The 23,310-nt window shown below is 72.1% G+C and carries 21 protein-coding genes and 4 pseudogenes; 14 read left to right on the forward strand and 11 right to left on the reverse strand.

The annotated features are described in order from the left end of the window. On the reverse strand, positions 1-617 hold a 617-nt coding region (locus ACIF8T_RS36490), incomplete at its 3' end, for a phosphotransferase (RefSeq protein WP_400041279.1). A gap of 125 nt (positions 618-742) precedes the next feature. On the opposite strand from ACIF8T_RS36490, the pseudogene ACIF8T_RS36495 reads away from it, so the two are divergent. Both ACIF8T_RS36495 and ACIF8T_RS36500 read left to right on the forward strand, forming a co-directional pair. Beyond that, positions 743-1,230, forward strand: a pseudogene (locus tag ACIF8T_RS36495) (alcohol dehydrogenase catalytic domain-containing protein); the annotation flags it as partial. 625 nt (positions 1,231-1,855) lie between these two features. Next, positions 1,856-2,077, forward strand: coding sequence for an amidohydrolase family protein (locus ACIF8T_RS36500; protein ID WP_400041281.1), 222 nt, complete (start codon positions 1,856-1,858; stop codon positions 2,075-2,077). Between the two features lie 508 nt (positions 2,078-2,585). Here the strand turns inward: ACIF8T_RS36500 and ACIF8T_RS36505 are convergent. Continuing rightward, a pseudogene (locus ACIF8T_RS36505) lies at positions 2,586-2,789 on the reverse strand (RICIN domain-containing protein); the annotation flags it as partial. A 375-nt stretch (positions 2,790-3,164) separates the two neighbouring features. Here ACIF8T_RS36505 and ACIF8T_RS36510 point away from each other — a divergent pair. Further along, a complete protein-coding gene (locus ACIF8T_RS36510; RefSeq protein ID WP_400041283.1) occupies positions 3,165-3,725 on the forward strand; it encodes a Chromate resistance protein ChrB in 561 nt (186 codons plus the stop codon). Between the two features lie 145 nt (positions 3,726-3,870). Here the strand turns inward: ACIF8T_RS36510 and ACIF8T_RS36515 are convergent, their stop codons facing one another. Then, complete coding sequence (locus ACIF8T_RS36515; protein ID WP_400041285.1) at positions 3,871-4,185, reverse strand: hypothetical protein; 315 nt, start codon at positions 4,183-4,185, stop codon at positions 3,871-3,873. A 267-nt stretch (positions 4,186-4,452) separates the two neighbouring features. Further along, entirely contained in the window at positions 4,453-4,872 is a 420-nt protein-coding gene (locus ACIF8T_RS36520) for a YkvA family protein (RefSeq protein WP_400041287.1), read from the reverse strand. A gap of 178 nt (positions 4,873-5,050) precedes the next feature. On the opposite strand from ACIF8T_RS36520, the gene ACIF8T_RS36525 reads away from it, so the two are divergent. After that, positions 5,051-5,212: a transposase family protein gene (locus ACIF8T_RS36525; RefSeq protein ID WP_400041288.1), complete on the forward strand. Its 162-nt coding sequence runs from the start codon at positions 5,051-5,053 to the stop codon at positions 5,210-5,212. Positions 5,213-5,576: 364 nt separating this feature from the next. On the opposite strand, the gene ACIF8T_RS36530 is transcribed toward ACIF8T_RS36525, so the two are convergent. Beyond that, positions 5,577-6,221, reverse strand: coding sequence for a helix-turn-helix domain-containing protein (locus ACIF8T_RS36530; protein ID WP_400041290.1), 645 nt, complete (start codon positions 6,219-6,221; stop codon positions 5,577-5,579). A gap of 141 nt (positions 6,222-6,362) precedes the next feature. Here ACIF8T_RS36530 and ACIF8T_RS36535 point away from each other — a divergent pair, with 141 nt between their 5' ends. Then, entirely contained in the window at positions 6,363-7,349 is a 987-nt protein-coding gene (locus tag ACIF8T_RS36535) for an alpha/beta fold hydrolase (RefSeq protein WP_400041292.1), read from the forward strand. 331 nt (positions 7,350-7,680) lie between these two features. On the opposite strand, the pseudogene ACIF8T_RS36540 reads toward ACIF8T_RS36535, so the two are convergent. Both ACIF8T_RS36540 and ACIF8T_RS36545 read right to left on the reverse strand, forming a co-directional pair. Beyond that, positions 7,681-7,937, reverse strand: a pseudogene (locus ACIF8T_RS36540) (IS5/IS1182 family transposase); the annotation flags it as partial. Positions 7,938-8,302: 365 nt separating this feature from the next. Continuing rightward, complete coding sequence (locus tag ACIF8T_RS36545) at positions 8,303-8,908, reverse strand: lytic polysaccharide monooxygenase (RefSeq protein ID WP_400041351.1); 606 nt, start codon at positions 8,906-8,908, stop codon at positions 8,303-8,305. Positions 8,909-9,910: 1,002 nt separating this feature from the next. Here ACIF8T_RS36545 and ACIF8T_RS36550 point away from each other — a divergent pair. Next, positions 9,911-10,681 (forward strand): calcium-binding protein, encoded by a 771-nt coding sequence (locus tag ACIF8T_RS36550; protein WP_400041294.1) that lies wholly within the window; start codon positions 9,911-9,913, stop codon positions 10,679-10,681. A 1,177-nt stretch (positions 10,682-11,858) separates the two neighbouring features. Here the strand turns inward: ACIF8T_RS36550 and ACIF8T_RS36555 are convergent. Next, positions 11,859-12,437, reverse strand: coding sequence for a TetR/AcrR family transcriptional regulator (locus ACIF8T_RS36555; protein WP_400041295.1), 579 nt, complete (start codon positions 12,435-12,437; stop codon positions 11,859-11,861). A gap of 91 nt (positions 12,438-12,528) precedes the next feature. Here ACIF8T_RS36555 and ACIF8T_RS36560 point away from each other — a divergent pair, with 91 nt between their 5' ends. From ACIF8T_RS36560 to ACIF8T_RS36590, 7 genes are all read left to right on the forward strand, one after another. Next, entirely contained in the window at positions 12,529-12,975 is a 447-nt protein-coding gene (locus ACIF8T_RS36560; RefSeq protein WP_400041297.1) for an anthrone oxygenase family protein, read from the forward strand. A gap of 692 nt (positions 12,976-13,667) precedes the next feature. Beyond that, complete coding sequence (locus tag ACIF8T_RS36565) at positions 13,668-14,438, forward strand: AraC family transcriptional regulator (RefSeq protein ID WP_400041299.1); 771 nt, start codon at positions 13,668-13,670, stop codon at positions 14,436-14,438. A gap of 230 nt (positions 14,439-14,668) precedes the next feature. Beyond that, the gene (locus ACIF8T_RS36570; protein WP_400041300.1) at positions 14,669-15,712 is read left to right on the forward strand and encodes an iron-siderophore ABC transporter substrate-binding protein; all 1,044 of its coding nucleotides are present in this window, start codon (positions 14,669-14,671) and stop codon (positions 15,710-15,712) included. Then, positions 15,709-16,752, forward strand: a complete 1,044-nt coding sequence (locus ACIF8T_RS36575) for a FecCD family ABC transporter permease (protein WP_400041302.1) — start codon at positions 15,709-15,711, stop codon at positions 16,750-16,752. Before ACIF8T_RS36570 ends, ACIF8T_RS36575 begins: the two co-directional genes overlap by 4 nt. After that, positions 16,749-17,801 (forward strand): FecCD family ABC transporter permease, encoded by a 1,053-nt coding sequence (locus ACIF8T_RS36580; protein WP_400041304.1) that lies wholly within the window; start codon positions 16,749-16,751, stop codon positions 17,799-17,801. The genes ACIF8T_RS36575 and ACIF8T_RS36580 overlap by 4 nt, the downstream gene beginning before the upstream one ends. Further along, positions 17,798-18,646, forward strand: a complete 849-nt coding sequence (locus ACIF8T_RS36585) for an ABC transporter ATP-binding protein (protein WP_400041305.1) — start codon at positions 17,798-17,800, stop codon at positions 18,644-18,646. Before ACIF8T_RS36580 ends, ACIF8T_RS36585 begins: the two co-directional genes overlap by 4 nt. 2 nt (positions 18,647-18,648) lie before the next feature. Next, a complete protein-coding gene (locus ACIF8T_RS36590; protein WP_400041307.1) occupies positions 18,649-19,953 on the forward strand; it encodes an MFS transporter in 1,305 nt (434 codons plus the stop codon). 179 nt (positions 19,954-20,132) lie between these two features. Here ACIF8T_RS36590 and ACIF8T_RS36595 read toward each other — a convergent pair. Both ACIF8T_RS36595 and ACIF8T_RS36600 read right to left on the reverse strand, forming a co-directional pair. After that, a pseudogene (locus tag ACIF8T_RS36595) lies at positions 20,133-20,509 on the reverse strand (SDR family NAD(P)-dependent oxidoreductase); the annotation flags it as partial. A 3-nt stretch (positions 20,510-20,512) separates the two neighbouring features. Further along, positions 20,513-20,995 (reverse strand): hypothetical protein, encoded by a 483-nt coding sequence (locus tag ACIF8T_RS36600; protein ID WP_400041309.1) that lies wholly within the window; start codon positions 20,993-20,995, stop codon positions 20,513-20,515. A gap of 262 nt (positions 20,996-21,257) precedes the next feature. Here ACIF8T_RS36600 and ACIF8T_RS36605 point away from each other — a divergent pair, with 262 nt between their 5' ends. Then, entirely contained in the window at positions 21,258-21,479 is a 222-nt protein-coding gene (locus tag ACIF8T_RS36605) for a hypothetical protein (RefSeq protein ID WP_400041311.1), read from the forward strand. A gap of 761 nt (positions 21,480-22,240) precedes the next feature. On the opposite strand, the gene ACIF8T_RS36610 is transcribed toward ACIF8T_RS36605, so the two are convergent. After that, on the reverse strand, positions 22,241-22,738 hold the full coding sequence (locus ACIF8T_RS36610; protein WP_400041312.1) for a cupin domain-containing protein: 498 nt from the start codon (positions 22,736-22,738) through the stop codon (positions 22,241-22,243). Positions 22,739-23,310 lie beyond the last annotated feature (572 nt).

The following is a 23,310-nucleotide window of genomic DNA, read 5'->3' on the forward strand; positions in this document are numbered from 1 at the left end:
AGCGATGCCTGCTCGAAGTCGACGAAGTGGACGCCGGCGGCGGTGCGCAGGTCGTTGCCGGGGCAGGGGTCTCCGTGCAGCAGCGCATGGTGGGGCGCTGGGTCGAGCCGGTCGATCAGGGCGGCGAGTTCGTTCGGCACTCCAGGTGGGACGGGGACCTCAAGGGCCTTGGCGAGTGCGAGGAAGGACTCGGCGTCGGCGGCCGTCGGTCCGGACCAGGCGGGGAGCGTTCCCGTGTCGGCCGGCCCGGTGAGCGCGTGCAGCCGGGCGAGGGACTCGGCGTAGCCGGGCATCCAGTCGTCGGCCGCGCCGAGGTCGTCCAGGTGTTCCAGGACCATCACGCGTGATGCCGCGTCCGTTCCGAGCAGTGCGGGCGCGACGGTCGGCCGGGTCGCCCGCGCGGCGAGCCGCAACGCGGCCACCTCCCGCGCATAGCGCGCATCCCCGTCGGGCCCGGTTCCACCTCCGTCGGCGATCTGTTTGACGATCACCCGGCCACCACCACGCAGCTCGACCCGCCACACCCGGGAGCGCGGGCTGCTGTCCAGGAGCGTGGCCTCCGTGGGGGAGCCCAACGCGGAACGCAGTTCGTCGCTGATCGGCACCCGGTTCGACATGATGGTCAGCGTAGGGCCTTCCGCAGCGATCTACCGCCTGTCGGCCGTGCCCGGCGCCACAGCCGCCGTGTCTTGCTTCGCGCGCGGCGCAAGGCGACCGTGACCACGCGAAAGCGAGAAGGACCGTGAAGGCAGTGCGTTTCCACCAGTACGCCGACCCCGACGTCCTGCGTTACGAGGACGTGGAGCAGCCGAATCCAGGCGCCGGGCAGGTGCGGGTCCGTGTTGCGGCGACGTTGTTCAACCCGGTTGACGCCAATATCCGCGCCGGTTTCATGCAGGGACCGATCCCTGTGGCGCTGCCGCACACGCCCGGTATCGACGTCGCCGGTACGGTCGACGCGCTCGGCGAGGGCGTGACGGGTATCCAGGCCGGGGACCAGTCATCGGCTTCCTGCCGATGGCGGGCCCCGGCGCCGCCGCGGCGTATGTGCTGGCACCGGCCGAGGTCCTGACGCCGGCGCCCAAAAGCGTTGCGCTGTCCGACGCGGCAGCGCTGCCGCTGGTGGGCCTGGCCGCGTGGCAGGCGCTGTTCGAGCACGCCGAGCTGACCGCCGGGCAGCGCGTGCTGATCAACGGCGTGGGCGGAGCGGTCGGCGGCTACGTCGTGCAGGCCGGAGCTTCGCTCCACGGCAGCGGCTTCTGCGCGGGCGGCTGACCGAGCGGCGGCCCGCCGGCCGGTGTGCGCTCCCGGCCCGGCTCCGTGCCGGTTCACGGTGGCCCCACCGGCCGGGCGCCGTGCGCCGCGGGACGAGCGGAGGCACGGCCCCGTCGCGCGTACCGGTCACCGCCGTACCGCACACCGGTGCCGGATCCCTGCTCGGGCCGGCCGGTGCGGAGCGCGTCGCGTTTCCTTGGGGGCAGTGCCCGGTGCACAGAGGGAACAACGAACCGTTTCCCCCTGCCTATCGTGGCGGAGCAGCAACCGGGGCCCTCACCCGAAGGGCCCGCCCCGCTCGCAGAACGCGGCCGATGCCGGGGCGACGCGCGCGGCGCGAACGATGTGAAGACGCCGTCTCCCAGAGGAGATCCCTCGCTCATGCCCACGATGCCCGTAGGCGGGCTGGTTCCGCACGCCAGGGATGACGCGACCGCGGACCTCGGCGTCCGCAACGCCAGGATTCACACCGGGGACCCGTCCCGTCCACAGGCGGAGGCACTCGCCGTCCGGGACGGCGTCGTCACGGTCGTCGGCACGGACAAGGACGTCGCCTCCCCACGTCGGCCGGGGCACGAAGGTGGTCGACGCGCTCGGGCGGCGGGCGGTCCCCGGCCTCACCGACAACGACCCGCACATGATCCGCGGTGGTCTGGACTACGTGCTGAAGCTGCGCTGGGACGGTGTGCGCGGCCTGCGCCAAGGGCTGGCGATGCCGCGGGAGCAGGCCGCCCGCACGTCGAAGGGACAGTGGGTGCGGGTGGTCGGGTGGCTGGTCGGCCGTGCGCGACCGGACTCTTGAGCAGTTCCCTCTCGAGTACGGCGAACAGCTCGCCGCTCAGCAGCGGCAGCGACGTCGGGCCCTTGGAAACCGGAGCTCTCGGCCCGCCCTGTGACCAGGCTTCGCGTCAGCGCTGCACCGACCGGACGCTGACCCTCAGGTCGTGCGCGATGTCCGCGTTCTCGTCGCCGTGCCGGAACCGCTCGGCCGCCTCCATCCGCACCTTCCCACGAGGACTCGGCGTTCGCCGGCCAGGTCACCGCCCTGTGCCTACCTCATGTAGCCGGGATACCGCAGGGATCATGGACCGCCAGCCCTACCGACACCACGTTTTGAAGGTCAGTAACCCGCACTCTGACCGAGCGGGTACGCGGCCGGGCCCGTAGTCACTCCGGGAGCGATTACGGGTCCGGTGCGGGCGGTCGGGCAGGTGCCTACGTTCGGTAGCTGTCCGGAGCTGCGTGCAAGCGCCTGATGCTGGTGGCACCGGTCGGCGCGGTGAGAGGCATGAGGCGTGTGACCGTTATGGTCAGCAGAGGCGGAACTGCTGTTGAGCCGCGTCACCGCTTGGCCACTGGACCAGAGCGGTGCCGTTGTCGCTGTTCTCGCCATGCACGGACAGATACAGGCCGCTGTTGCGGTTCTGCACAGCGAAATAGCCGTTGTCCTTCTGCACCAGACGCCACTCCTGATGACCCATGCCTGAGGCGTAGTCCCACTGAACGACAGCCCTCCAGTTGGCGGGCCGCCCCCAGGCTCGCGCCTGTCACAGTGCCGCAGAGGTCATTCGCTGCGAAACCGCCCCCAGAGGCGAAGGGGGTGGCCGCCCATTCCGTGCTGCGCGGGCGCATGCCCGCGCGGCCAGGGAGACAGGTGGTCGGCACGCTGTACCAGATCACCGGCTATCGGGCTCACGCCGAGCGCTGTGGCGGGGAAGTCTTGGCCAGATGTCTTGAAGCTCGAAGGGGAGCACGGCCACCCGTCCGGGGTACGCCGGGCGCCATTCGACCAACAAGATCGTTAGCGGAGGTATCCAGTGATGGTCGGCCGCTCGGCTGTGGTCTTGGCTGGTCTGCCTCCGGGTCGGCGGTTGGGTTACGGTCGCGGCGTGGTGCGTGACGTGGATGTGCGGTGGCTGCTGGTGTCGGTGACGACGGCGGGGGCGTTGCCGTCGTTGCGGATGCAGGTGTGGCGGAAGCTGAAGGGGCTGGGGGCGCTGTATCTGCAGCAGTCGGTGTGTCTGCTGCCGGACCGGCCTGCGGTGGCGGCCGTGGTGGCGGAGCTCGGCGAGCGGGTGCGCGGTGACGGCGGGCGGATGCGGGTGGTGCACATCGAGGTCGCCGACGCCGATGAACGGCGGCGGCTGGCCGGGGAGATGACCGCCGCGGTCGACGGCGAGTACGCCGAAGTGCTGGAGCGGCTGCCGTCCTTCTTCGACGAACTGGAGTTGGAGAGGGAGCGGGGGCGGGCGATCTTCGCGGAGGTGGAGGAGTCGGAGGCGGACCTGGAGCGGTTCCGGTCCTGGGTGGCGAAGATCGCGGGTCGGGACTATTTCGGTGCACCGCTGGGTGAGCGGGTGCGTGCCGAGCTCGATCGGGCCGCCGAGGCGCTGGCCGCCTTTGCGGCGGCCGCGCTGGCGGGCGAGGACGGCACGGACACGTCCGGCTAGCGGGCGGCACGGCCAGAACCCGGCCAGGAACAGCAGCCCGGAGGGGACAGTCCGGTTTCGATGAGGCGGACGAAGACCCGTTCGCCGATCCGTTTGACGGTCTTCTTTCCGGCCCAGGTGGCGGGGGTCAGCGCGGCGCCGAGCATCAGCACCCGCGTGGAGAGCAGGTCGCCGCGCCGTAGGCGGTGGTCTTGGCCAGGTGCAGTGTCAGGGCCCTGGCGGCTTCGGTGCCGATGTAGGCGCCGTGGGTGAGGCCCTTGGCGAGGAAGAAGGGGGCCGTCATCGGGCCGACCGAGCCGAGGAGGGCGGAGCCCGGGCCGGAGGCGGCACCAACCGCGGTGAAGGCGGCGTCGGACGGCGGCTGAGGGTGCGGGCTGCGGCGCCGCCGGATCACGACAGCGGTCAGGAAGGTGCCCAGGAGTCGCTTGAACGGGGCCAGCGGGACGTGGGCGAGCAACACGCCCCGGCCGCTGCCAGGGGAACGGCGCCGAGGGCGAAGCGGCCGATCAGCGGCCAGTGCAGGCCGCGGTGATGGAGGGCGATGCGGCTGGCGTCGCTGGCGATCCACGCGAGGGCGAGCGCCGGGATCGCTACGCGCAGACCGAACAGGACGGTGCATGCGTGCGGGCAGGAGCAGGACGCCGCCATCGAACCCGGCCACGGCCGATACCAGGGCCAAGACGAACGCGGTGGCTGAGACGGCCGGCAGCGTGAGCGTCACAGGCGGCTACTCCTGCGGGGCGGCTGGGAGTCCGGCGAGGCGGCGTACGGCATCCAGTCCGTCGGTGGTGCCGGGCCAGTGCCGGGTGAGGGCGTCGGCTCCGGCCTGGCGGATGACGGTGCGCAGGACGAGGCCGACGGCGATGGCGTCGTCGGCGTAGCCGAGCACGGGGATGAAGTCGGGGACCAGGTCGATGGGCAGGGCCAGGTAGCCGGCCAGTGCCCAAAGCAGGGCGCGGGTGCGGCGGGGCAGGGTGCGGTCGCGGGCGAGGCGGGAGATCAGGCGGAACAGGTCGGGCAGGAGGCGCACGGCCTCGGTGAGCAGGTTGCCCTTGGGCCGGGCGAGGGCGAGGGCTGCCAGCAGGATCAGCCAGCACACCAGCAGGCCGACGGCGACGCCGGTCAGGATCTGCCATGTCTCGTTCACTGCCCACTCCACCGGTCGCCGATTGTTTCGGGCACCAGGCCCGCCCAGCGCCATGTTACGGGTGTAACATCCGGGTGGCCGCGGGGCTGCTCCCCCGTCGGTCCCGCGGCCACTTCCGTCCCGGGACGGAACAGCGCGATGACCGCACTGCGGGCGCATCGTGGAGCGGCCGGCCGAGGTGCCCGACCCACGAGACCCACGCGGCGTACGGCGCGCTCTGGTTGCCGTGCTCGCGCTGACCGCGTGCGCGGTTCTGGCGGGGGCGACCTCTCTGCTGGCGGTCAGCGAGTGGATCGCCGACGCCCCGCCGCACATCCTGGGGCATGAGGCGCGGGGCTGAACGGCAGAGGAGCTCGAGCACCACTCACCGCTGCACATCTCTCCTGCCGGTACCGTCACCGGCCAGGTGACAACACGCACCGACCGTTCACAGGAGCGGTGGGCGCCGCGGTAGCGGACGGTACGGGCACCCATCGCTGCCAGGACCTCCCGCAGCCACACCGCGGGATCGCAGCCGGCCCGCGGCAGGGGAGCGCCCAGCGCGATCGACCAGGCCTCGACGTACTGGTGGCCCTGCTTCTGGCGGCGGACCTTCCGCGCGGCCCGGTCGGTAGCGCGCGAGTGCCAGGAATCTGGGCGGCCCTTGGCCGCGAACCTGCGCACAAGTCGCGGCTTCGCTGTCCTGTCGGGACGGATTCCGGATCCTACGGATGCGCTTCGCGGCCGGCCTGGGCGTGGTCCGGCTGACGGCTCCTGCGGCCAACGGCCGGAGGAGTGCGCAGCCGTGGGCGCTCGCCCTGGGGTCCGAACATAATCAGGTACTCGACCGGTCCGCCGGAGCCGGCGTTCGCCACCCCGTGCGGGGTGCGGGTGCCGAACTCGGCGACGTCCCCGGCGGTCAGGACGAGATCCTGGTTGCCGAGCGCGAGCCACAGCCGCCCGTACAGAACGCACAGCCACGCGTAGCCCTCGTGGGAGACCTGCCGGGGTCGCGCGGGCGAATGCTCGACGGCGGGCAGTACGTGCTTGTGGGCGTGCAAGCCGTCGACGTACCGGGTGAGCGGCAGCACCGCCTTGTCGTCCCCGAAGCTGTGCAGCGCCGTGCTGCGGCGCGCGACCGCGGGGGCGGTGCCGGCCGGCTCGTCCAGGGAGACGCCGTACTCCTTCGCCAGTTGCAGCACGACCTCCAGGGTGGGCTTGCGCCGGCCGGTCTCGATCCGCGACAGCGTGCTCGGCGAGATGCCGGTCGCGCGGCTGATACCGACGAGCGTGGCGCCGTGCTGCTCGCGCGCGGCTCGCAGTCGGGGTCCCATCGCCGCCGGCGTGCTGTCCAGGTCGTCGCCCGCCACCGTTCCCGCTCCTCCCAGCCGCACCGCTCAACCCCCCTGTGCTGCGATCTTGCCAGGATGGCAACGCCGATGGCGGCGGGAGACCGCCGCGCCGCATGATCGACAGGTATCCGCGTCCGCCCGCGAACCGAGGAGAAGTCCATGCGGCCCGAGCCGACCGCCGAGTTCCGCCACCGCACCATCGAGGCCCCGGCCGGGCGCCTGCACCTCGTCGAACAGGGCACCGGCCCGCTGGTCCTGCTCGTGCACGGCTTCCCCGAGTCCTGGTACTCCTGGCGCCGCCAGCTCCCGGCCCTCGCCGCCGCCGGCTACCGGGCGGTGGCGATCGACGTGCGCGGCTACGGCCGCTCCTCCAAGCCCGCCGCGACCGACGCCTACCGGATGCTCGACCTGGTGCGGGACAACGTCGCCGTGGTGCGCGCCCTCGGCGAGGAGAACGCGGTGGTCATCGGGCACGACTGGGGATCCAGCATCGCTGTCTCCTCCGCCCTGCTCCACCCCGAAGTCTTCCGCGCTGTCGGCTTGCTGAGCGTCCCCTACGCGCCGCCGGGCGGTCCCCGACCCACCGACATCTTCGGCCGGATCGGCGGCCCTGAGCAGGAGTTCTACGTCTCCTACTTCCAAGAGCCCGGCCGCGCCGAGGCGGAGATCGAGCCCGACGTCCGGGGCTGGCTCGCCGGCTTCTACGCGGCACTGTCCGCCGACACCATGCCCGCCCGGGGCGAGCCCGACCCGCACTTCGTCACCCACGGCGGCCGGCTGCGCGACCGCTTCTCCGCAGGCAAGTTGCCCGCCTGGTTGAGCGAGGACGACCTCGACATCTACGCCGCCGAGTTCGAGCGCACCGGCCTGACCGGCGCTCTCAACCGCTACCGCACCATGGACCGCGACTGGGAAGACCTCGCCCCCCACCGCGGAGCCCCGATCAAGCAGCCGTCCCTGTTCATCGGCGGCACCCTGGACGCCTCCACCACCTGGATGGCCGACGCCATCGACGCCTACCCCACCACCCTCCCCGCCCTGTCCGCCTCCCACCTGCTGGAAGGCTGCGGCCACTGGATCCAGCAGGAACGCCCCACCGAGGTCAACCGCCTGCTGACCGACTGGCTCACCACCCTCCAGGGCTGAACCAGACACGCCCAGCACCCGCCCCCGGGCACCCCCTCACGAAGGCGACGGACTGCGCACCCTGCTCGTACGTACCACCACCGACACAGGCGGCGGACGGCTCGCACTGCTCGGCCCCTCGACGCAACACACCCTGACCACCGCCCTTACCGGCCCATCGCGCTTCGACGAGGAACTGCTCGCCGAACTGCACCGCGCCGTCAGCGAGGTGAACGGGCAGATCGGAACCCTGCCGTTCGTGCGAGTGCAGCTGTTGCTCGCCCCGAACGTCGAGTCGTGCCATCGGCTCCTCGCCAGCGCCGTACCCGAGCCGCTCCTGCCCGGCCTGCACACTTGCCCGGGTCGACAGGACTCGGACCCGTCAGGTCCTCCTTTCGTGGCCCGCGTGTTCACCGAGTCGATCGCGCACCTCGACCAGTCAAGATCACCGCGGACACCGAGTTCGTCGAGGACCAGGCGGTGGAGCTCGGCCCACACCCGGGCTTTCGTCCGCTCGGCGAACCGGCGGTGCGCCGTCGCACCGGACGGTCCGAACGACGCCGCGGGCAACTGCTGCCCCGTGCAGCCCGAGGCCGCCACGAACACGATCTTCGGTTCGATGCAGTGCGGCCCTGAGCGACCGGCCGTCCCCTCACATGAGGTCTCCGGGAGTTGCCGGCGGCCGGGGAGAGCTCGGGCGGCGCGGGTACGCCGGGCGGTGCGATACGCCCCGGTGGGCCGACGGTGCCGAGGATCCTCCATGGCCGTTGAGTGCCGGAGTCGTACGACGAGACGGCGGGGAGCCGGCTGCCGCGCGACTGCCGCGCGATCGGGCGTGTTCGCAACAGGAGCACAGGGAGCCCCGGCGGGACAGGGTGACCGAAGGGGTCCCCTGCCCCGACGGGGCTCGGTCGGCCGGGCGGCGGGTTACCGGCGCCCGGCCGAGGCTGGTGCTGTGTGCGGCGCTCTCCGGATCAGCCGAAGTTCACGTCGCTGCACCACATGTAGGCCTGGTCGAGGTGCGAGGCCTGCCAGATCACGAACAGGATGTGGTGTCCGGTGTAGCCGGAGGTGTTGACGTTGAACCTGATGTCCTGCGCCGGGGCGTAGCGGCCGGTCTGCGTGATGAAGTCGAGGTTGCCCCAACCCAGGGTCTGGGTCTTGGGGTTGAAGCCCTGCTTGCTCACGTAGACCCGGAAGTAGTCGGCACCGTGGGACGCCTGGTCGTGCAGCTGGACCGTGAAGTTGCTGCTGACGTTGGTCGTCTTCCACGGCCCGGGCTTGTCCAGGCTGGCGTTCCGCGAGAGGTTGTTGCTGCAGAGCGTCCCGTCAGGCGTCCGCGCCTGGAACTGGCCACCGAGGCCGTCGCGGAGCGCGCTCATCCAGTTCCACATGGTGTCGGAGTTGGCCTGGAACGCCTGGTAGCACATGGGGTCTTCGGTCTGCATGGCCGGGCTCGTGTGGTTGCTGCCCCACGTCTTCCAGCACTGGTAGGCGCGGGAGGCGGGGTTGACGATGGTGCCATGGGCCTGGGCGGGGGTCGACCAGGCCAGCGCGCCGACAACCACGGCGAACACCATGACGAGCGCCTGGAGGGGGCGGCGGAGGGACGACCGCGAACGCTCGGTTAACGGACTCTGTTTGCGCATGTGGGGGGGAACTCCTTCCAGTTGCAGGACTGTCATGGGAGCGCTCCCAACGGTACGACTTCCGAGTGAAATGTCAATGAAACAAACAAAGTCGATTACAGAGGCGGGTGGCGAGCAGGGGATCTGCCGTGATCCGGGAGTCAGGACCGTTCCCGGCGCGCTCCACCTCACCCGGGCCGCCGCCGCGGCCCCAAGACACTCGCGGACCAGGTGCCGGAACACTTCCCGGTGGACCGTCCGCCAGGTCATGGAGAAGAGACCTGGCTGATCACGCCCAGGTCCGTTCCCCGTTTGCCGACACGGCTGTTCCGGGCAGGGCTGCCCCGCGGCGAGCGGGCGGCATGGGCTGCGGCTCGGCCATCGGCTCTACGATCCGTCGGTGGTCCGACCGCGAACACCTCCACGGTCGCCGCCTCGTGCCGGTGCGACACGACAGACCCCGCGCCGAGGGCCCCTTCGACCACCGCCGACACCGCCCCGCGCACCCGCAGCGGGCACTCTCGTCATGCCCGGAGCGGTCAGGGCCTCGACGAGTTCCTCCCGGTCGATCACCCGACGCTCCGACACCGCTTCCGTCCCGGCGAATCCGACCACGCTTCGTTCCGCCTGAGGGCGAAGCTCCTCCGCCCGCACCCGGGCAGCCGCCTTCCGCTCCTCCGGCAATCCCAGCCATCGACCGCGTCGGCCAACTCACCTTCGCGGAGCCAGAATCGAGCTGGCGAACCCTGCCACGGCGACACCGGGAACATGCCTGACCGAAGAAGCACGACCATCCCGTCCGGAGGGACATGGGCTTACCATGACGCCGCGTCAATTCGCGGTCTTGCAGATCCGGACCGACGGGGGAGACTCCCTTTACGACCGGGTCCGCCCGGTCCCGGCAGCACCACGCCAAGCAGGTCGGTCCACATCACTCCACCGAGATGAGGTCTCATGAACCGAAACCGAGCCACCGCCGGCGCGGTCGCCGTGATCCTGTTCACCGCCGGCCTCGCCGTCGGCCCGGCAGCCGCCGCCACCGCCGCCGAGGCGAAGGCCCGCGTCGGAGCCGACTGGGCAACTCAGTCGATCGTCTTCACCGCCGCTGCAGGACAAGCCAACAACCTCAACATATTCTCCATGTACACCAGCGACGGGATCCGGCGGATCGGCTTCAGCGACGTGGTCCCGCTCGAACCGGGCGACCACTGTGCGTACTCCAGACCCGAGGACACCACCTCCGTCGTCTGCGAACTGCCCGCCGACAGCCCCCGGCCCGACAGGATCGACGCCTTACTCGGCGACGGCGACGACACGATCGCCGCCTTCACCCCCGGGATCGGCACCGTCAGCGGCGGCCCCGGCGACGACGAACTGCACGCCCACACCGCACGCACGGTGCTGGGCGACGCGGGGAACGACATGGTCATGGGACCCGCGGCCCTGCACGGCGGCGACGGCACGGACCACCTGATGGGTGACGGCGGCAACCAGCAGGTGTGGGGTGGCCGGGGCGACGACATGATCGAGGGCTACGGCGGTGACGACACCGTGCACGCCGGCCCCGGCGACGACCACGCCATGGGCGGGGACGGCCGCGACATCGTCCTCGGCGGCCCCGGCAACGACACACTGGACGGCGAAGGCGGCGACGACCTCGTCTGCGGTGGCACCGGAGAGGACGCCCTCGAAGGCGGCCCCGGCCGCAACATCGTCCTCCCGTAAGCGCGCCTCCATGCCCTGAAGGCCCCGGCCCGCGGCGCGAACAGCGTCGCGGGCGCCGAGCCGCCGCCGGCGACCCGCCACCCGGGCCGCGTCAACCGTGAACCGTGCACCAGGGTTCGTCTTCAAATGGGTCCTGCCTAGAGCAGGAACGATGTGAGGGTGACTGTTGCTTCGTCGGAAGGGGCGGTCTTCTCATGTCCGGTGGCGATCCTGCGGAAGCCCTTGGGTCGGTTGGAGCAGCGCTCAATCATGTTGCGCCGCGGGTAGGTCTCACGATCTGACCCTGGCGGTCGACCACCGTGGCAACCGGGCCTCAGTCGGTGCCGTCGATGGTCGGTCCTCTCGGGGACGGTGTGCGCGATGCCGCGTTTTCGCGGGTGGGCACGGAAGTCGCGAGGGCTGTGTGCCGTGTCGGTGATGACCTGGCCGGGCCTGCGCCGAGGTCGGCCCGGGCCGGTGCGGGGTATCAGCAGAGCGAGCAACTCCCGCTCCTGATGAGTGAGTTCATGACGACGTACCACGACGTCATGATCTACCCCGGATGATCTTTGAAGTCCGGTTGCGCGCCGCCCAGGCCACCTGTCACCCGCTACCTCGGCCGACCATCCGGGAGCGCCCCAGCCGGCCGAACCGTTCACCGCGTCGGTCCCCAGGTGGTGGTCGGCGGAGCGCTCCTCGACCGCGGCCGCCGCCCGTACAGGCGGTGAGGCCCTGACGTGGCGGGCGGACGTGGCGGGCGCTCGTCGATGCGCCAGCTGCGAGGACCTCCGCCCGGCCTGCCTGGGCTGGTCGCAGTGTCGCGCCTGCCCCGGCCCCACCTCCCGTCGTGCTCACCCCGAGAGTGACGGCCGCTGCACCACCTGCGCCACCGCATCGCCCCACCCCGTGCGGGCGAGCACCTGATGAACGGTGTGCTCCGCCCACCGCGCCGGCCGTTCCCGGGTGGTTCAAAAAGGGGTCCTGCGACCGAGGCAAGGGCCGTGCACGGCCGATGCTCGGGGACTCGAGAAGGGCCGGGGGTGCCCTCGTGTTCGGTCGTTGCGGGGCGGGAGCCGGTCGGGGGTCACGGGACCCGGCGGTCCGCGGCGGTGCCGTGCGGGCGCGCGTGACCGCCAAGAGCGGCATGCGGGCAGCGGGGGTCCGAGGACCCCGGCTGCGTGCCCGCCGGGGTGGTGCGTCAGATCATGGCGAGCCGGTCCACCAGCAGTTCCACCCTGTGCTCGGTGTGCTCCGGCGGGAGCCGTCGTGCCCGGGTCAGGGTGGCCAGTCCGTGCAGGGCCGCCCAGAACACCTCGGTGAACAGTCCCGGGTGGACGCCGTCCCCGGCGGCCTCCCCGAGGCTTTCCAGCAGGGCGGCGAAGGCGTCCTTGAGCGGTTCGGGGGTGTCCTCCCTCGCGAACGCCAGACCGCCGTCGAGCTGGAACATGGCGTCGTAGACCGCCGGGTTGCGTTCGGCGAAGTCGAGGTAGGCGCGGGCCAGGGCGACGACCCGGGCGCGCGGGCCGTCCGCGGCACGGGCCGCGGCCCGCAGCGCCGCGGCCATCTCGGTGGCGCCTTCGAGGGCCACGGCGCCGATGATCTCGCGCTTGCCGCGGAAGTGGCTGTAGAGGACGGGCTGGCTGTATTCGATGCGTTCGGCGAGCCGACGGGTGGTGACCGCGTCCCAGCCCTGCTGCTCGGCGAGTTCGCGGGCTGTCGCCACGATGAGGCGTTCGCGCTCCGCCCGTTCGCGCTGCTTGCGTTCCTGTACCGACATGACTCGATCCTAGCACCGCTAGACAAAAGAGCGACGGCAGGTCTAGCGTTGCCTTATCTGCTAGCAGCACTAGATTCCAGGAGGGGTCGTCATGCTCGACGTACTCGAGGCGTTCACCATCGTGGTCGTCGGCGTGATGGTGGGGGTGGAGTTCTCCGTCGCCTTCGTCATCAACCGGATCCTCGACGCACTCCCCGAGGACAGCGGCCAACTCGGCCGCGCCCACGGAGGCCGGATGCTCGGCGCCGTGATGCCGGTCTGGTACATCACCTCGCTCGTCCTCGTCGCCGCCTGGGCCGTCGCAGGATGGCACCACCACGGCACCGGCCTCGTCGTCACCGCCGGCGCGCTGCTGATCCTCAGCGTGATCATGTCGCTTCTGCTGCTCGTCCCGATCAACAACAGGGGCAAGACGTGGACTCCCGAGAACCGGCCCGAGGACTGGAAGGAGCAGATGAACCGCTGGGACCGCTTCCACTACGTCCGCGTCGCCGTCATCATCGCCGCCTTCGCCCTGCTGGCCGCCGCCCTCGCCTGAGCCCGCGGGCCCACGCCGCGCTGATGGCGCACGATTCCCACGGCCCGGGCGGCGGCGGACCGTCGACATCCCGACAGTCGACGGCGCGGCTGCCCCTGAGAGCCCGCACCCGGCGATCCCGGCGAGCTGCGCCCCTCGACGACCTGCGCGGCTCCCCCCTCTGATTCGCTTGCGCGGCGCCCGGCGAAGGGCGGTCGGCGGGCACGCGTCGGCCCGGACATCCCCGGGGTCGCCGGCCGGGCCGACCGGGCCGACCGGGCCGGCCGCCGCCGGCCGGGACGCGCCCGAGGCTGACTTCCGGCCGGACAAGTCCTAGCCGGTCGAGCCGGGCGAGCGCGCTGTTCGACCGCGCTCGTCCGCCGCGCCCCCCCGACGGCCGCTGCCCGGCCGCCTGCTCGCATCGGCGAAGAGAGAGGGGCCAGCGGCCGACATGCGGGAAGGCGGCGTCAGCCGGAGCGTGGGCGGCGGAGCGGTGCCATCCGGTGGGTCCGCGGCTGCTCCCACCAGGCGGGCGGCTGCCCGCCTGACCGGCGGCCGAGCCACCGGCCCCCGCCCCGGCGGGCCGCGCCGCTGCGGGGGCGGCGACCCGGGCGACCGAAGCGGCGGGGGACCGGGGGAGTGCTCCGGTCCTCCGCCGCCGCCCGAGGCGGGACGCGCGGCCGTGAAGATCCGGCTCCGGTTAGCCTGGGCGCATGCGTGTCACCAGGGATCTGCCGACGCTCGCCGCCGGTGAGGTGGACGTGCCCTTCGTGATCCAGGGGTACGAGGAGGTCGTCGACGCCGACACCGCGTGGAACGAGCACTCGCACCCGTGGCACGAACTCCTCTGGAACGAGCGCGGCACGTCCACCGCCGTGGTCGGCTCCCAGGTGTGGTGCATCACACCGACGCTGGGACTGTGGATGCCGGCCGGGCAGCTGCACTCCGCCTCCGCGGTCGCGGGCACCTCCTACCGCGCCCACTTCTTCCGGCACGGCACGGAGTCGGCGCTGCCCGACGAGCCGGTGGCCGTGGAGATCACCCCGCTGCTCCGGCTGCTCCTGGAGCGGCTCGAAGAGGCGGGACTGCCGCCGCGCTCCCGGGCCGTGACCGAGGCGATGGTGCTCGACGTCCTGCGGCCGTCGCCCCGGGCGCTGCTGGTGCAGCTGCCCACCTCCGCGTTGCTGCGGCCGATCGTGGACGGGGTGCGGGCCGACCCGGCCGACCAGCGGACACTGGCCGGCTGGGCCGCCGCCCTCGGCTGCAGCGCGCGCACACTGACCCGCGCCTTCCGTGCCGAGACGGGCACGAGTTTCGCCCGCTGGGTCGCCTCGGTCCGGGCCCAGCACGCCGTGCAGCTCCTCTCCCTCGGACACGAGGTCGACGTGGTGGCCGACGCGGTCGGCTACCGCTCGGCGAGCGCCTTCGGCGCGGCCTTCCGGCGGACGACCGGCATGACGCCCGGCAGGTTCCGGGCGCGCTGAGAACGCCTGGGCGGACGCCTCCCTGCGGCGGAGCCGCCCGCCCGCGTGTCCCGATCGCTACAAGGGCTGTCGAAAAAGCTCGATTGATCAGCGCGCCTTCGCTCCATACTCTGTGCAGGCAAGCCTTACCTAACTTGCCGTAGCAAGTCCGGTGCCCTGCTCCACGACCCACAGTCCGCGGTCCGGACGTGCGAGTCCCGGCACCCCCGACCGAAAGTGAAACCGGGTCGATGAGAACCCCACGCCTCCGTGCGCTCGCCCTCGCGGCGGCCCTCCTGTTCGGACTCACCGCCTGCGGCGGCGGATCCGGAGACCAGGACGACAGCAGTCCCGCCGGTGCCGACGGCGCCGGCCAGTTCCCCGTGACGATCAAGCACGCGCTCGGGACCACCGAGATCCCCTCCAAGCCCCAGCGCGTCGCCACCGTGAACTGGGCCAACGACGAGGTGCCGCTCGCCCTCGGCGTCGTCCCCGTCGGCATGGCCAAGGCCAACTTCGGCGACGACGACGGCGACGGCGTGCTGCCCTGGGTCGAGAAGCGGCTCAAGGAACTGAACGCCAAGACCCCGGTGCTGTTCGACGAGACCGACGGCATCGACTTCGAGGCCGTCGCCGACACCAAGCCCGACGTCATCCTCGCCTCGTACTCCGGACTGACGGAGCAGGACTACGAGACCCTCAGCCAGATCGCCCCCGTCGTGGCCTACCCGGAGGCCGCCTGGGCGACCCCGTGGCGCGACATCATCCGCCTCAACAGCAAGGCCATCGGACTGGCCGACGAGGGCGACGAACTGATCGCCGACCTCGAGGGGCAGATCGAGAAGACCGCCGCGAAGTACCCCCAGCTCAAGGGGAAGACGGCGATGTTCATGACGCACGTGTCGTCCAAGAACGTCAGCCAGGTCGGCTTCTACACCACCCACGACACCCGCACGCAGTTCTTCACCGACCTCGGCCTGAAGATCCCCGCCAGCGTCTCCGGACCGTCCGCGGCGACGAAGAAGTTCGTCCTCACCAAGAGCGCCGAGCACATCGACGACTTCAACGACGTCGACATCATCACCGGCTACGGGGACGACAAGGGCGAGCTGCTGAAGGCCCTCAAGAAGGACCCGCTCACCTCCAAGCTGGCCGCCGTCGAGCGGGACTCCGTCTACCTGCTGCCCGGCAGCACCCCGCTGGCCACCGCCGCCAACCCGACCCCGCTGTCCATCCCGTACGTCCTGGAGGACTACGTGAAGGCGCTCGCCGAGGCCGCGGACAAGGCAGCGTGACCGTCACCGAGACCCCACCCGCGCCGGACACCGCCCCGCTGCGCCGTCCGGCGCGCGTGCGCGTCACCTGGCTCCTCGTCGTCACCGCGGTCCTGCTCGCCGCCATGACGGCCTCCCTCGCCTTCGGCTCCCGCGACGTCGCCTGGGCCGACGTCTGGGCGGCGCTCGGCGGAGCGCAGGCCACCCTGGAGGAGGCGGCGGTCGCCAACCGCGTACCGCGCACCCTCCTCGCCGTCGTCGTGGGCGCCGCCCTGGGCCTGTCCGGCGCGGTCATGCAGGGCGTCACCCGCAACCCGCTGGCCGACCCCGGCATCCTCGGCGTCAACATGGGCGCCTCGCTCGCCGTGGTCACCGGCATCGCCCACTTCGGCCTGGCGTCGGTGTCCGGATACATCTGGGCGGCGATGACCGGAGCGGCCGTGACCGCGGGGTTCGTGTACGCCGTCGGCTCGCTGGGCCGGGGCGGCGCCACCCCGCTGAAGCTGGCCCTCGCCGGTGCCGCCATCTCGGCCGCGCTCGCCTCACTGGTCAGCGCCGTCGTCCTGCCGCGCAACGACGTCTCCGACACCTTCCGGCTGTGGCAGATCGGCGGCGTCGGCGGCGCCACCCACGCACAGCTCGGCAACGTCCTTCCGTTCCTCGCCGTCGGCTTCGTCGTCTGCCTGGCCTCCGCCCGCGCCCTCAACTCCCTCGCCCTGGGCGACGAGCTGGCCGCCGGACTCGGCGAGCGGGTGGCCCTGGTGCGGGCCGTCGCCGCGCTCGGCGCGGTCGTGCTGTGCGGCGCGTCCACCGCCGTCGCCGGCCCGATCGCCTTCGTCGGACTCGTCGTACCGCACGCCTGCCGGCTGCTGGTGGGCGTGGACCACCGCTGGCTGCTGCCGTTCTCCGCGCTGAGCGGCGCCGTCCTGCTGACGGTCGCCGACGTGGTGGGGCGGGTCGTGGCCCGGCCGTCCGAGATCGAGGTGGGCATCGTGACCGCGTTCGTCGGCGCCCCCTTCTTCATCCACATCGTCCGCCGGCAGAAGGTCAGATCACTGTGAGCGCCCCCGTCGTCACCGCCCCGACCGCACTGCGCACGGTCACCCGCACGCGGGTCCGCCGCGCGTACCGGCGACGGCTGATCGTCTGCGCCCTGCTGGTCCTCGTCGTCGCCGCGTTCGCCACCACGCTCATGGCCGGGCACACCTTCTACCCGGCCTCCGACGTGCTGCGCGTGATCACGGGCGAGCAGGTGCCGGGCGCCTCCTTCACCGTCGGCACGCTGCGGCTGCCGCGCGCGGTGCTCGCCCTGACCGCCGGGTTCAGCTTCGGCATGGCCGGCGTCACCTTCCAGACGATGCTCCGCAACCCGCTCGCCAGCCCCGACATCATCGGCATCAGCGCGGGGGCGAGCGCGGCGGCGGCCATCGCCATCGTCACCTTCTCGCTGAGCGAGACCCAGGTGTCCGCGCTGGCGATCGCCGCCGCGCTCGGGGTGGCGCTGCTGGTGTACGTCCTCGCGTTCCGCGACGGGGTCGCCGGCACCCGGCTCATCCTGATCGGCATCGGCATCGCCGCCCTGCTCGACAGCGTCACCTCCTACGTCCTGTCCCGGGCCGGTGAGTGGGACCTCCAGGCGGCGATGCGCTGGCTCACCGGCAGTCTCAACGGCACCACCTGGGAGGAGACCGTGCCCACCGTCCTGGCCGTGCTGGCGCTCGGCCCGGTGCTGCTGTTCCAGGGCCGCAACCTGAGCGCGCTGAGCCTGGGCGACGACACGGCCTCCGCGCTCGGCGTCCGCGTCGAACGCACCCGTGTCACCGTGATCGTCGCCGCCGTCGGGCTGATCGCGTTCGCCACGGCGGCGGCCGGGCCGATCGCCTTCGTCGCGTTCCTCTCCGGGCCGATCGCCGCCCGGCTCACCGGAACCGGCGGCTCCCTGCTGGTGCCGGCCGGCCTGGTCGGCTCCCTGCTCATCCTGGTCGCCGACTTCACCGGTCAGTACGCCTTCGACACCCGCTACCCCGTGGGCGTCGTCACCGGCGTCCTCGGCGCCCCCTACCTCGTCTACCTGATCGTCCGCACCAACCGGGCCGGAGGCTCACTGTGACCGCGTCCCACACCCTCGCCACCGAGGACCTCACGCTCGGCTACGGCGACCGCGCCGTCATCCAGGGCCTGGACCTGACCCTCGCGGCCGGGCGCATCACGGTCATCGTCGGCGCCAACGCCTGCGGCAAGTCGACGCTGCTGCGCTCGATGTCCCGGCTGCTCGTCCCGCGCACCGGCCGCGTCGTCCTGGACGGCAAGGAGGTCCACCGCACCCCGGCCAAGGAACTCGCCCGCACCCTCGGGTTGTTGCCGCAGTCACCGGTCACCCCCGAGGGCATCACCGTCCTCGACCTGGTCGGCCGGGGCCGCCACCCCCACCAGCGGGCCTTCTCCCGCTGGACGGCCCAGGACGACGCCGCGGTCGCCGCCGCGCTGGAGGCCACCCACACGACGGAACTGGTGGACCGGGCGGTCGACGAACTCTCCGGCGGCCAGCGCCAGCGCGTGTGGATCGCGATGGCGCTGGCCCAGCAGACCGACCTGCTGCTGCTCGACGAGCCCACCACGTTCCTCGACATCAGCCACCAGATCGAGGTCCTCGACCTGCTGACCGACCTGAACCGGACCCGCGGCACCACGATCGTCATGGTCCTGCACGACCTCAACCTGGCCGCCCGCTACGCGGACCGGCTCGTCGCCCTGGCCGCCGGACGGCTGCACGCCGCCGGAACGCCCGAGGAGGTGATGACCGAGGACACGGTCCGGGCCGTCTACGGCATGGACAGCCGCGTCATCGAGGACCCGGTCTCGGGCAAGCCCCTCGTCCTGCCGATCGGACGCCACCACGCGACGACCGGCGACACGGAAGCCGCCCCCGCGGCGGAGTCGGCCGGGAGCCGCTGACCATGCCCGCCAGACTCGCCGCCGTACTCCCCGACCTCTCGCCCTGGCGCTCCTCCCGCGACTTCCGCCTGCTCTGGACGCAGGGCGTCGTCACCCACGTCGGCAGCGTGATGGCGCTGATCGCGCTGCCGCTGCAGATCAAGGAACTGACCGGCTCACCGCTCGCGGTGGGCGCGATGGGCGCCGTCGAACTGGTGCCGCTGATGGTCTTCGGCCTGTACGGCGGGGCACTCGCCGACGCCGTGGACCGGCGCAAGGTCATCGTGCTGACCGAGGCGGGACTGGGACTGCTGGCCGCCGTCCTGCTGCTGAACGCGCTGCTGCCCAGCCCCATGCTGTGGCCGCTGTACGTGGTCGCGGCCGGTGTCGCGGCACTCGCCGGACTCCAGCGGCCCGCCCTGGACTCGCTGCTGGCCCGGATCGTCCCGCACGACCAGCTCGCCGCCGCGGCCGCGCTGAACTCGCTGCGCTGGCAGACCGGCGCGATCGCCGGACCGGCGCTGGCGGGCCTCGTCGTGGCGTACGCGGGCAACAGCACCGCGTACGCCGTCACGGTGGTGAGCTTCACGGTGTCGGTCCTGATGTGCCGCCGGCTGGCGCCGGCACCACCGCTCGAGCAGGCGGCCAGGCCGTCGCTGCGCGGCATCGCGGAGGGGGCCCGGTACGCCTGGTCCCGGCCGGTGCTGCTGGGCACCTACGCGGTCGACCTGGCGGCGATGTTCTTCGCCTTCCCCAACACCGTCTTCCCCTTCCTCGCCGACGAGCTCGACGCCGACTGGTCGCTGGGCCTGATGTACGCGGCGGGCTCCGTCGGGTCGCTGCTGGTCAGCCTGACCAGCGGCTGGGTGTCCCGGACGCGGCGGCACGGCCTGCTGGTGGTGTTCGGCGCGGCCGGCTGGGGCCTGGCGATGGCGGCGGCCGGCTGGACGTCGAACGTCTGGCTGGTGCTGCTGTGCCTCGGGCTGGCGGGAGCGGGGGACATGCTGAGCGGACTGGGCCGCTCCACCATCTGGAACCAGACCATCCCGGACCGGCTGCGCGGCCGGCTCGCCGGCATCGAGGTCCTCTCCTACAGCATCGGCCCGCAGCTGGGTCAGGTCCGCGCCGGGGCGATGGCCGGCTGGACCGGCGTCCGCCCCGCGATCTGGACGGGCGGACTCGCGTGCGTCGCGGCGGTGGGCCTGCTCGCCGCCGTGCTGCCGAAGCTCATCAGCTACGACGCCCGCACCGACGAGGACGCCCGCCGCCGCGCCGCCGAGGGCACCGGAACCGCACCGGGCCGTGGGGGAGTCGACGCCGACCGGTAGCCCACCGGCCCCTCACGGCCGAACGGCCGGCGACCTCCTCGGGTTCCTCGGGCAGGAGACCGCCGCCGGCCACGAGCGCGCCCTCGGCGGCGGACCGCAGCGCACCGTCCCGGCCCCGGCCGCGCGCCGTCCCGGAGGTCAGCGCCCCTTGCCCTCCAGCCGTTCCACGGCGTTCCCCCGCGAAGGGCGTCGGAGACGGACGTGACGCCGCCGCGCGCGGTCGGCCCGCCGTCGACCGGGATGCCGGCGCCGGTCATGAACGACGCGTCGTCGGACAGCAGGAACACCACTGGCGGTGCCACCTCGCTGACGGTGCCGGTACGGCCGAGCGGCGTCTCGCACACGTCGGCCTCGCGGAAGGCGGGCGCGGCGGAGGCGGTCATCCCGGTCTCGACGTGGCCGGGTGGATCGTGTCGACGCGGATGCCGCACGGGCCCAGCTCCAGGGCGGCGGCCCTCGAGAGGCCGCGCGGCGCCCACTTGCCCGCGGTGCGGGCGGCGGGCAACGCCACCGTCTGCGCCGCGGGCGTGGCGCGAGTTACCCGCGCCCCCGGTGGCTATCACCAGGGCGTGCACTTGACCGTGTCGCTGTAGACAGAGCTGCCGCACGCGCGGAACCGCCAGCTGTCAGCGGAGTTGGTCTCCTTGGCGGCCGTGGTGTGCGGGCCGCTGTCGGGCGAGACGAACGGTCCGCACTGGACCCAGGAGGAGGCGTTGCCGTTGGAGTAGTTCGTCGTCCAGTCCAGCCAGAACTCGTCCCCGCTCTGGCCGGCCACCAGCTTCGCGAACCCCCTCTGCCTGCCCTGGATGTTCGCCACGTCCAGGGTCAGAGTCCCGGGCCTGAGTGCCCCCGGACGCAACTCGAGCCGGTGCTTCTCGGCGCCCTCCTGGTATTCCGCGATGTCGACGAAACCGTTGGCGCCGCTCTCACAGTCCGCTCTGCTCGCCTGCGCGGTACCCGGAACGGCGAGCGTGAGACCCCCGGCGACGACGGCTGCGGCGGCCACCGTGCACAGGGCCGCTGCCCATGCATATGTGGTCATGGGCACAGACCAGCACGCGGGCCTCCGCCGCGGTCCTGACATGTGTCAGGGGGCCGCACCGATCGGCCCACCGTGGTGACGGGTGAAGCCCTCGAGGACGCCCGACCGTGGCGGTCCTGCACACGGGCGGCCCGTGCGGGCCACCTCTGGGCTTGCTCAAGTCGGCCGTCACACGGTGACCTTCAGGGGACGCTGACCTCATGGACCAGGACGTGAGTCTGCGGTCGTCCGCAGGACTCACACCGAGGCGAGGGGGACATCAGTGGAGATGTGGGTGGTGATCGGCGGTTTCACGGCGGTCGTCGTGCTGTACGCGGCGATCCAGTGGGCCGTCGACGTACGGCGCGAGCGTGACCACGGCGGCAACAGTCACTGGATGACTCCCGTCGACCCCGCCGACCACGGCGGCGGCGCATCCGGCCAGACCTCCTTCATGGACGCGGGAGGCGGCGGCTGCTCGGGGGGCGGAGGGGGCACGTCCTGAGGCGGACAGGTCAGGAGCCTTCAAGACCATCCGGGCAGGGGACCGGTGGACGACGAGGAGGACTTCGTCCCGATGAGCGTTCTTGCCGACGCTGACGAAAAGCCGTTCCGGAAAGACCGGGACTGATCTGTGAATCGGATCTGTGAATCGGACACACCGGGCATGACTGCGAAGCCATGTCCGCGACCTTGCCGACGGCATGGGTGCCGGAGCCGTACAGCCGGTGACCGGGCATGCGGAACAGAACCCGCCGCGCCTGCCGCCCGGAGCTGTCCACCGGCTCCGGCCGAACGGCTGCGCCTCGAACATCCCCGACCGTACCGCCGAGGGCGCGGTGCACGATGATGTGCTGGTGGCAGCACAGGCGGAGTCGTGGCGGTGACGGACCGCCGCAGGTCATGGCGGTGGGCCGTGGCAGTGTGGCTGGTGCTCGTGGCCGCCGCGGGCGGGCTGACCCTGTGGTGGCAGGACCCGCCGCAGCCGCAGCGGCATGGCGGGGAGCACCCCGGCCCGATGCCGTCGCCTTCCGCGGGGTGGGAGTCGGCGTGTGCGGGCGCCACGCTCGACGAGAGGGACCAGGGGCTCTGCTTCGTCATGACTCGTCAGCCGGACCGCGGCAACCCCGGGCATGGCTGGCCGGGCAGGGTGGAGCGTGCGGGTGGTTGCGACCGGGCCGGTGGCTCCCTCCCTGGGCGGAGTCATCCGCGTCGTGACACAGTCCGGCTACCGAAAGCCCTCACAGCGAAGGCTGCCCATGAGGTTCAGCCGGCGGCCAGTGCGGCGTTCCACACGGGGCTGTCGACGTAGTGGTTGTCGAAGCGGTCGGATGACGCCTTGATCTCTTCGAAGTCGGCTTCGCCGCGCATCACCCGGCCCAGGAGCCGCAGGTAGTCGAAGCGCGCCATCCCCGGAGTGAAGGTGAACAGCACATCCGCCGTGCACCCGGGGGCGGCGGCGAAGGCGTGTGGGGTGTGCGACGGCACGAGCAGGAAGTCACCCGCGCTCAGTACGGTGATCGCCTCTCCCAAGAGGACGCGCAGGGATCCGTCGATGACGTAGAACATCTCCGCGGCCCGGGTGTGGAAGTGTGCCGGCGCTCCCACCGCTCCCTCTGCGAAGGTCGAGCGGTAGCTGGTCAGCAGTCCGCCTGTCGCCTCGGAGTCCGCCAGCAGCGTCATCGTGCTGCCGGGGTCGCTCGTCGTCTCCGCCTCGGCGGCCCGAGTCACGGTCGGCGCAAAGTTGGTACGGATGCTGCTCATCGGGTGCGCTCCTTGGTGGCCGAGGTCTTCATCGCCCTTGTCCTCACCATTCTGGGCGGCGAGTTGACTGGATGCGTGGGGCAATCCGCCCGCGGATTTCCAGGTCAATCTCACGACACCCGTTCCCGTGGGGCGGTCATGTGTCCGTCGGTCGCTCTCCTCCGTCCGCCGGTCACGGCGCTGGCTGATACCGACTCAGGTGGTGCGGCCCGGCGCGTGCGGGCAGGGCGCGGCGTTGTGCCGGCGCAGGAGCAGCGCTCCCACGAACATCAGGGCCAAGGCGACGGAAACCCAGCATGTTCCGAGCCACCGGCACCGCCCACGCGCCCTGGACGGTGGTGAAGAACGACGACAGGCGGCGCGGCCGGCCGGGGGCGATGCGCAGCCTGCTGGACCGCTGCGGCTGCCCGGCGTAGGACGACGCCGCTGCCGGGACGCCCGGTCCGCCGATCGTGGGCGCCGCGGACACCCCGGGGGAGACGGGCGGCGAACCGGTCGACCTCTTGTCCGGGCCGCTGACCGGTCAGCACCACGGTCCGGGAACCCCTCCCGGTCGGCCCGGCGGACGGCCT

It is taken from the genome of Streptomyces sp. NPDC085946, assembly GCF_044540485.1.
GTDB lineage: Bacteria > Actinomycetota > Actinomycetes > Streptomycetales > Streptomycetaceae > Streptomyces.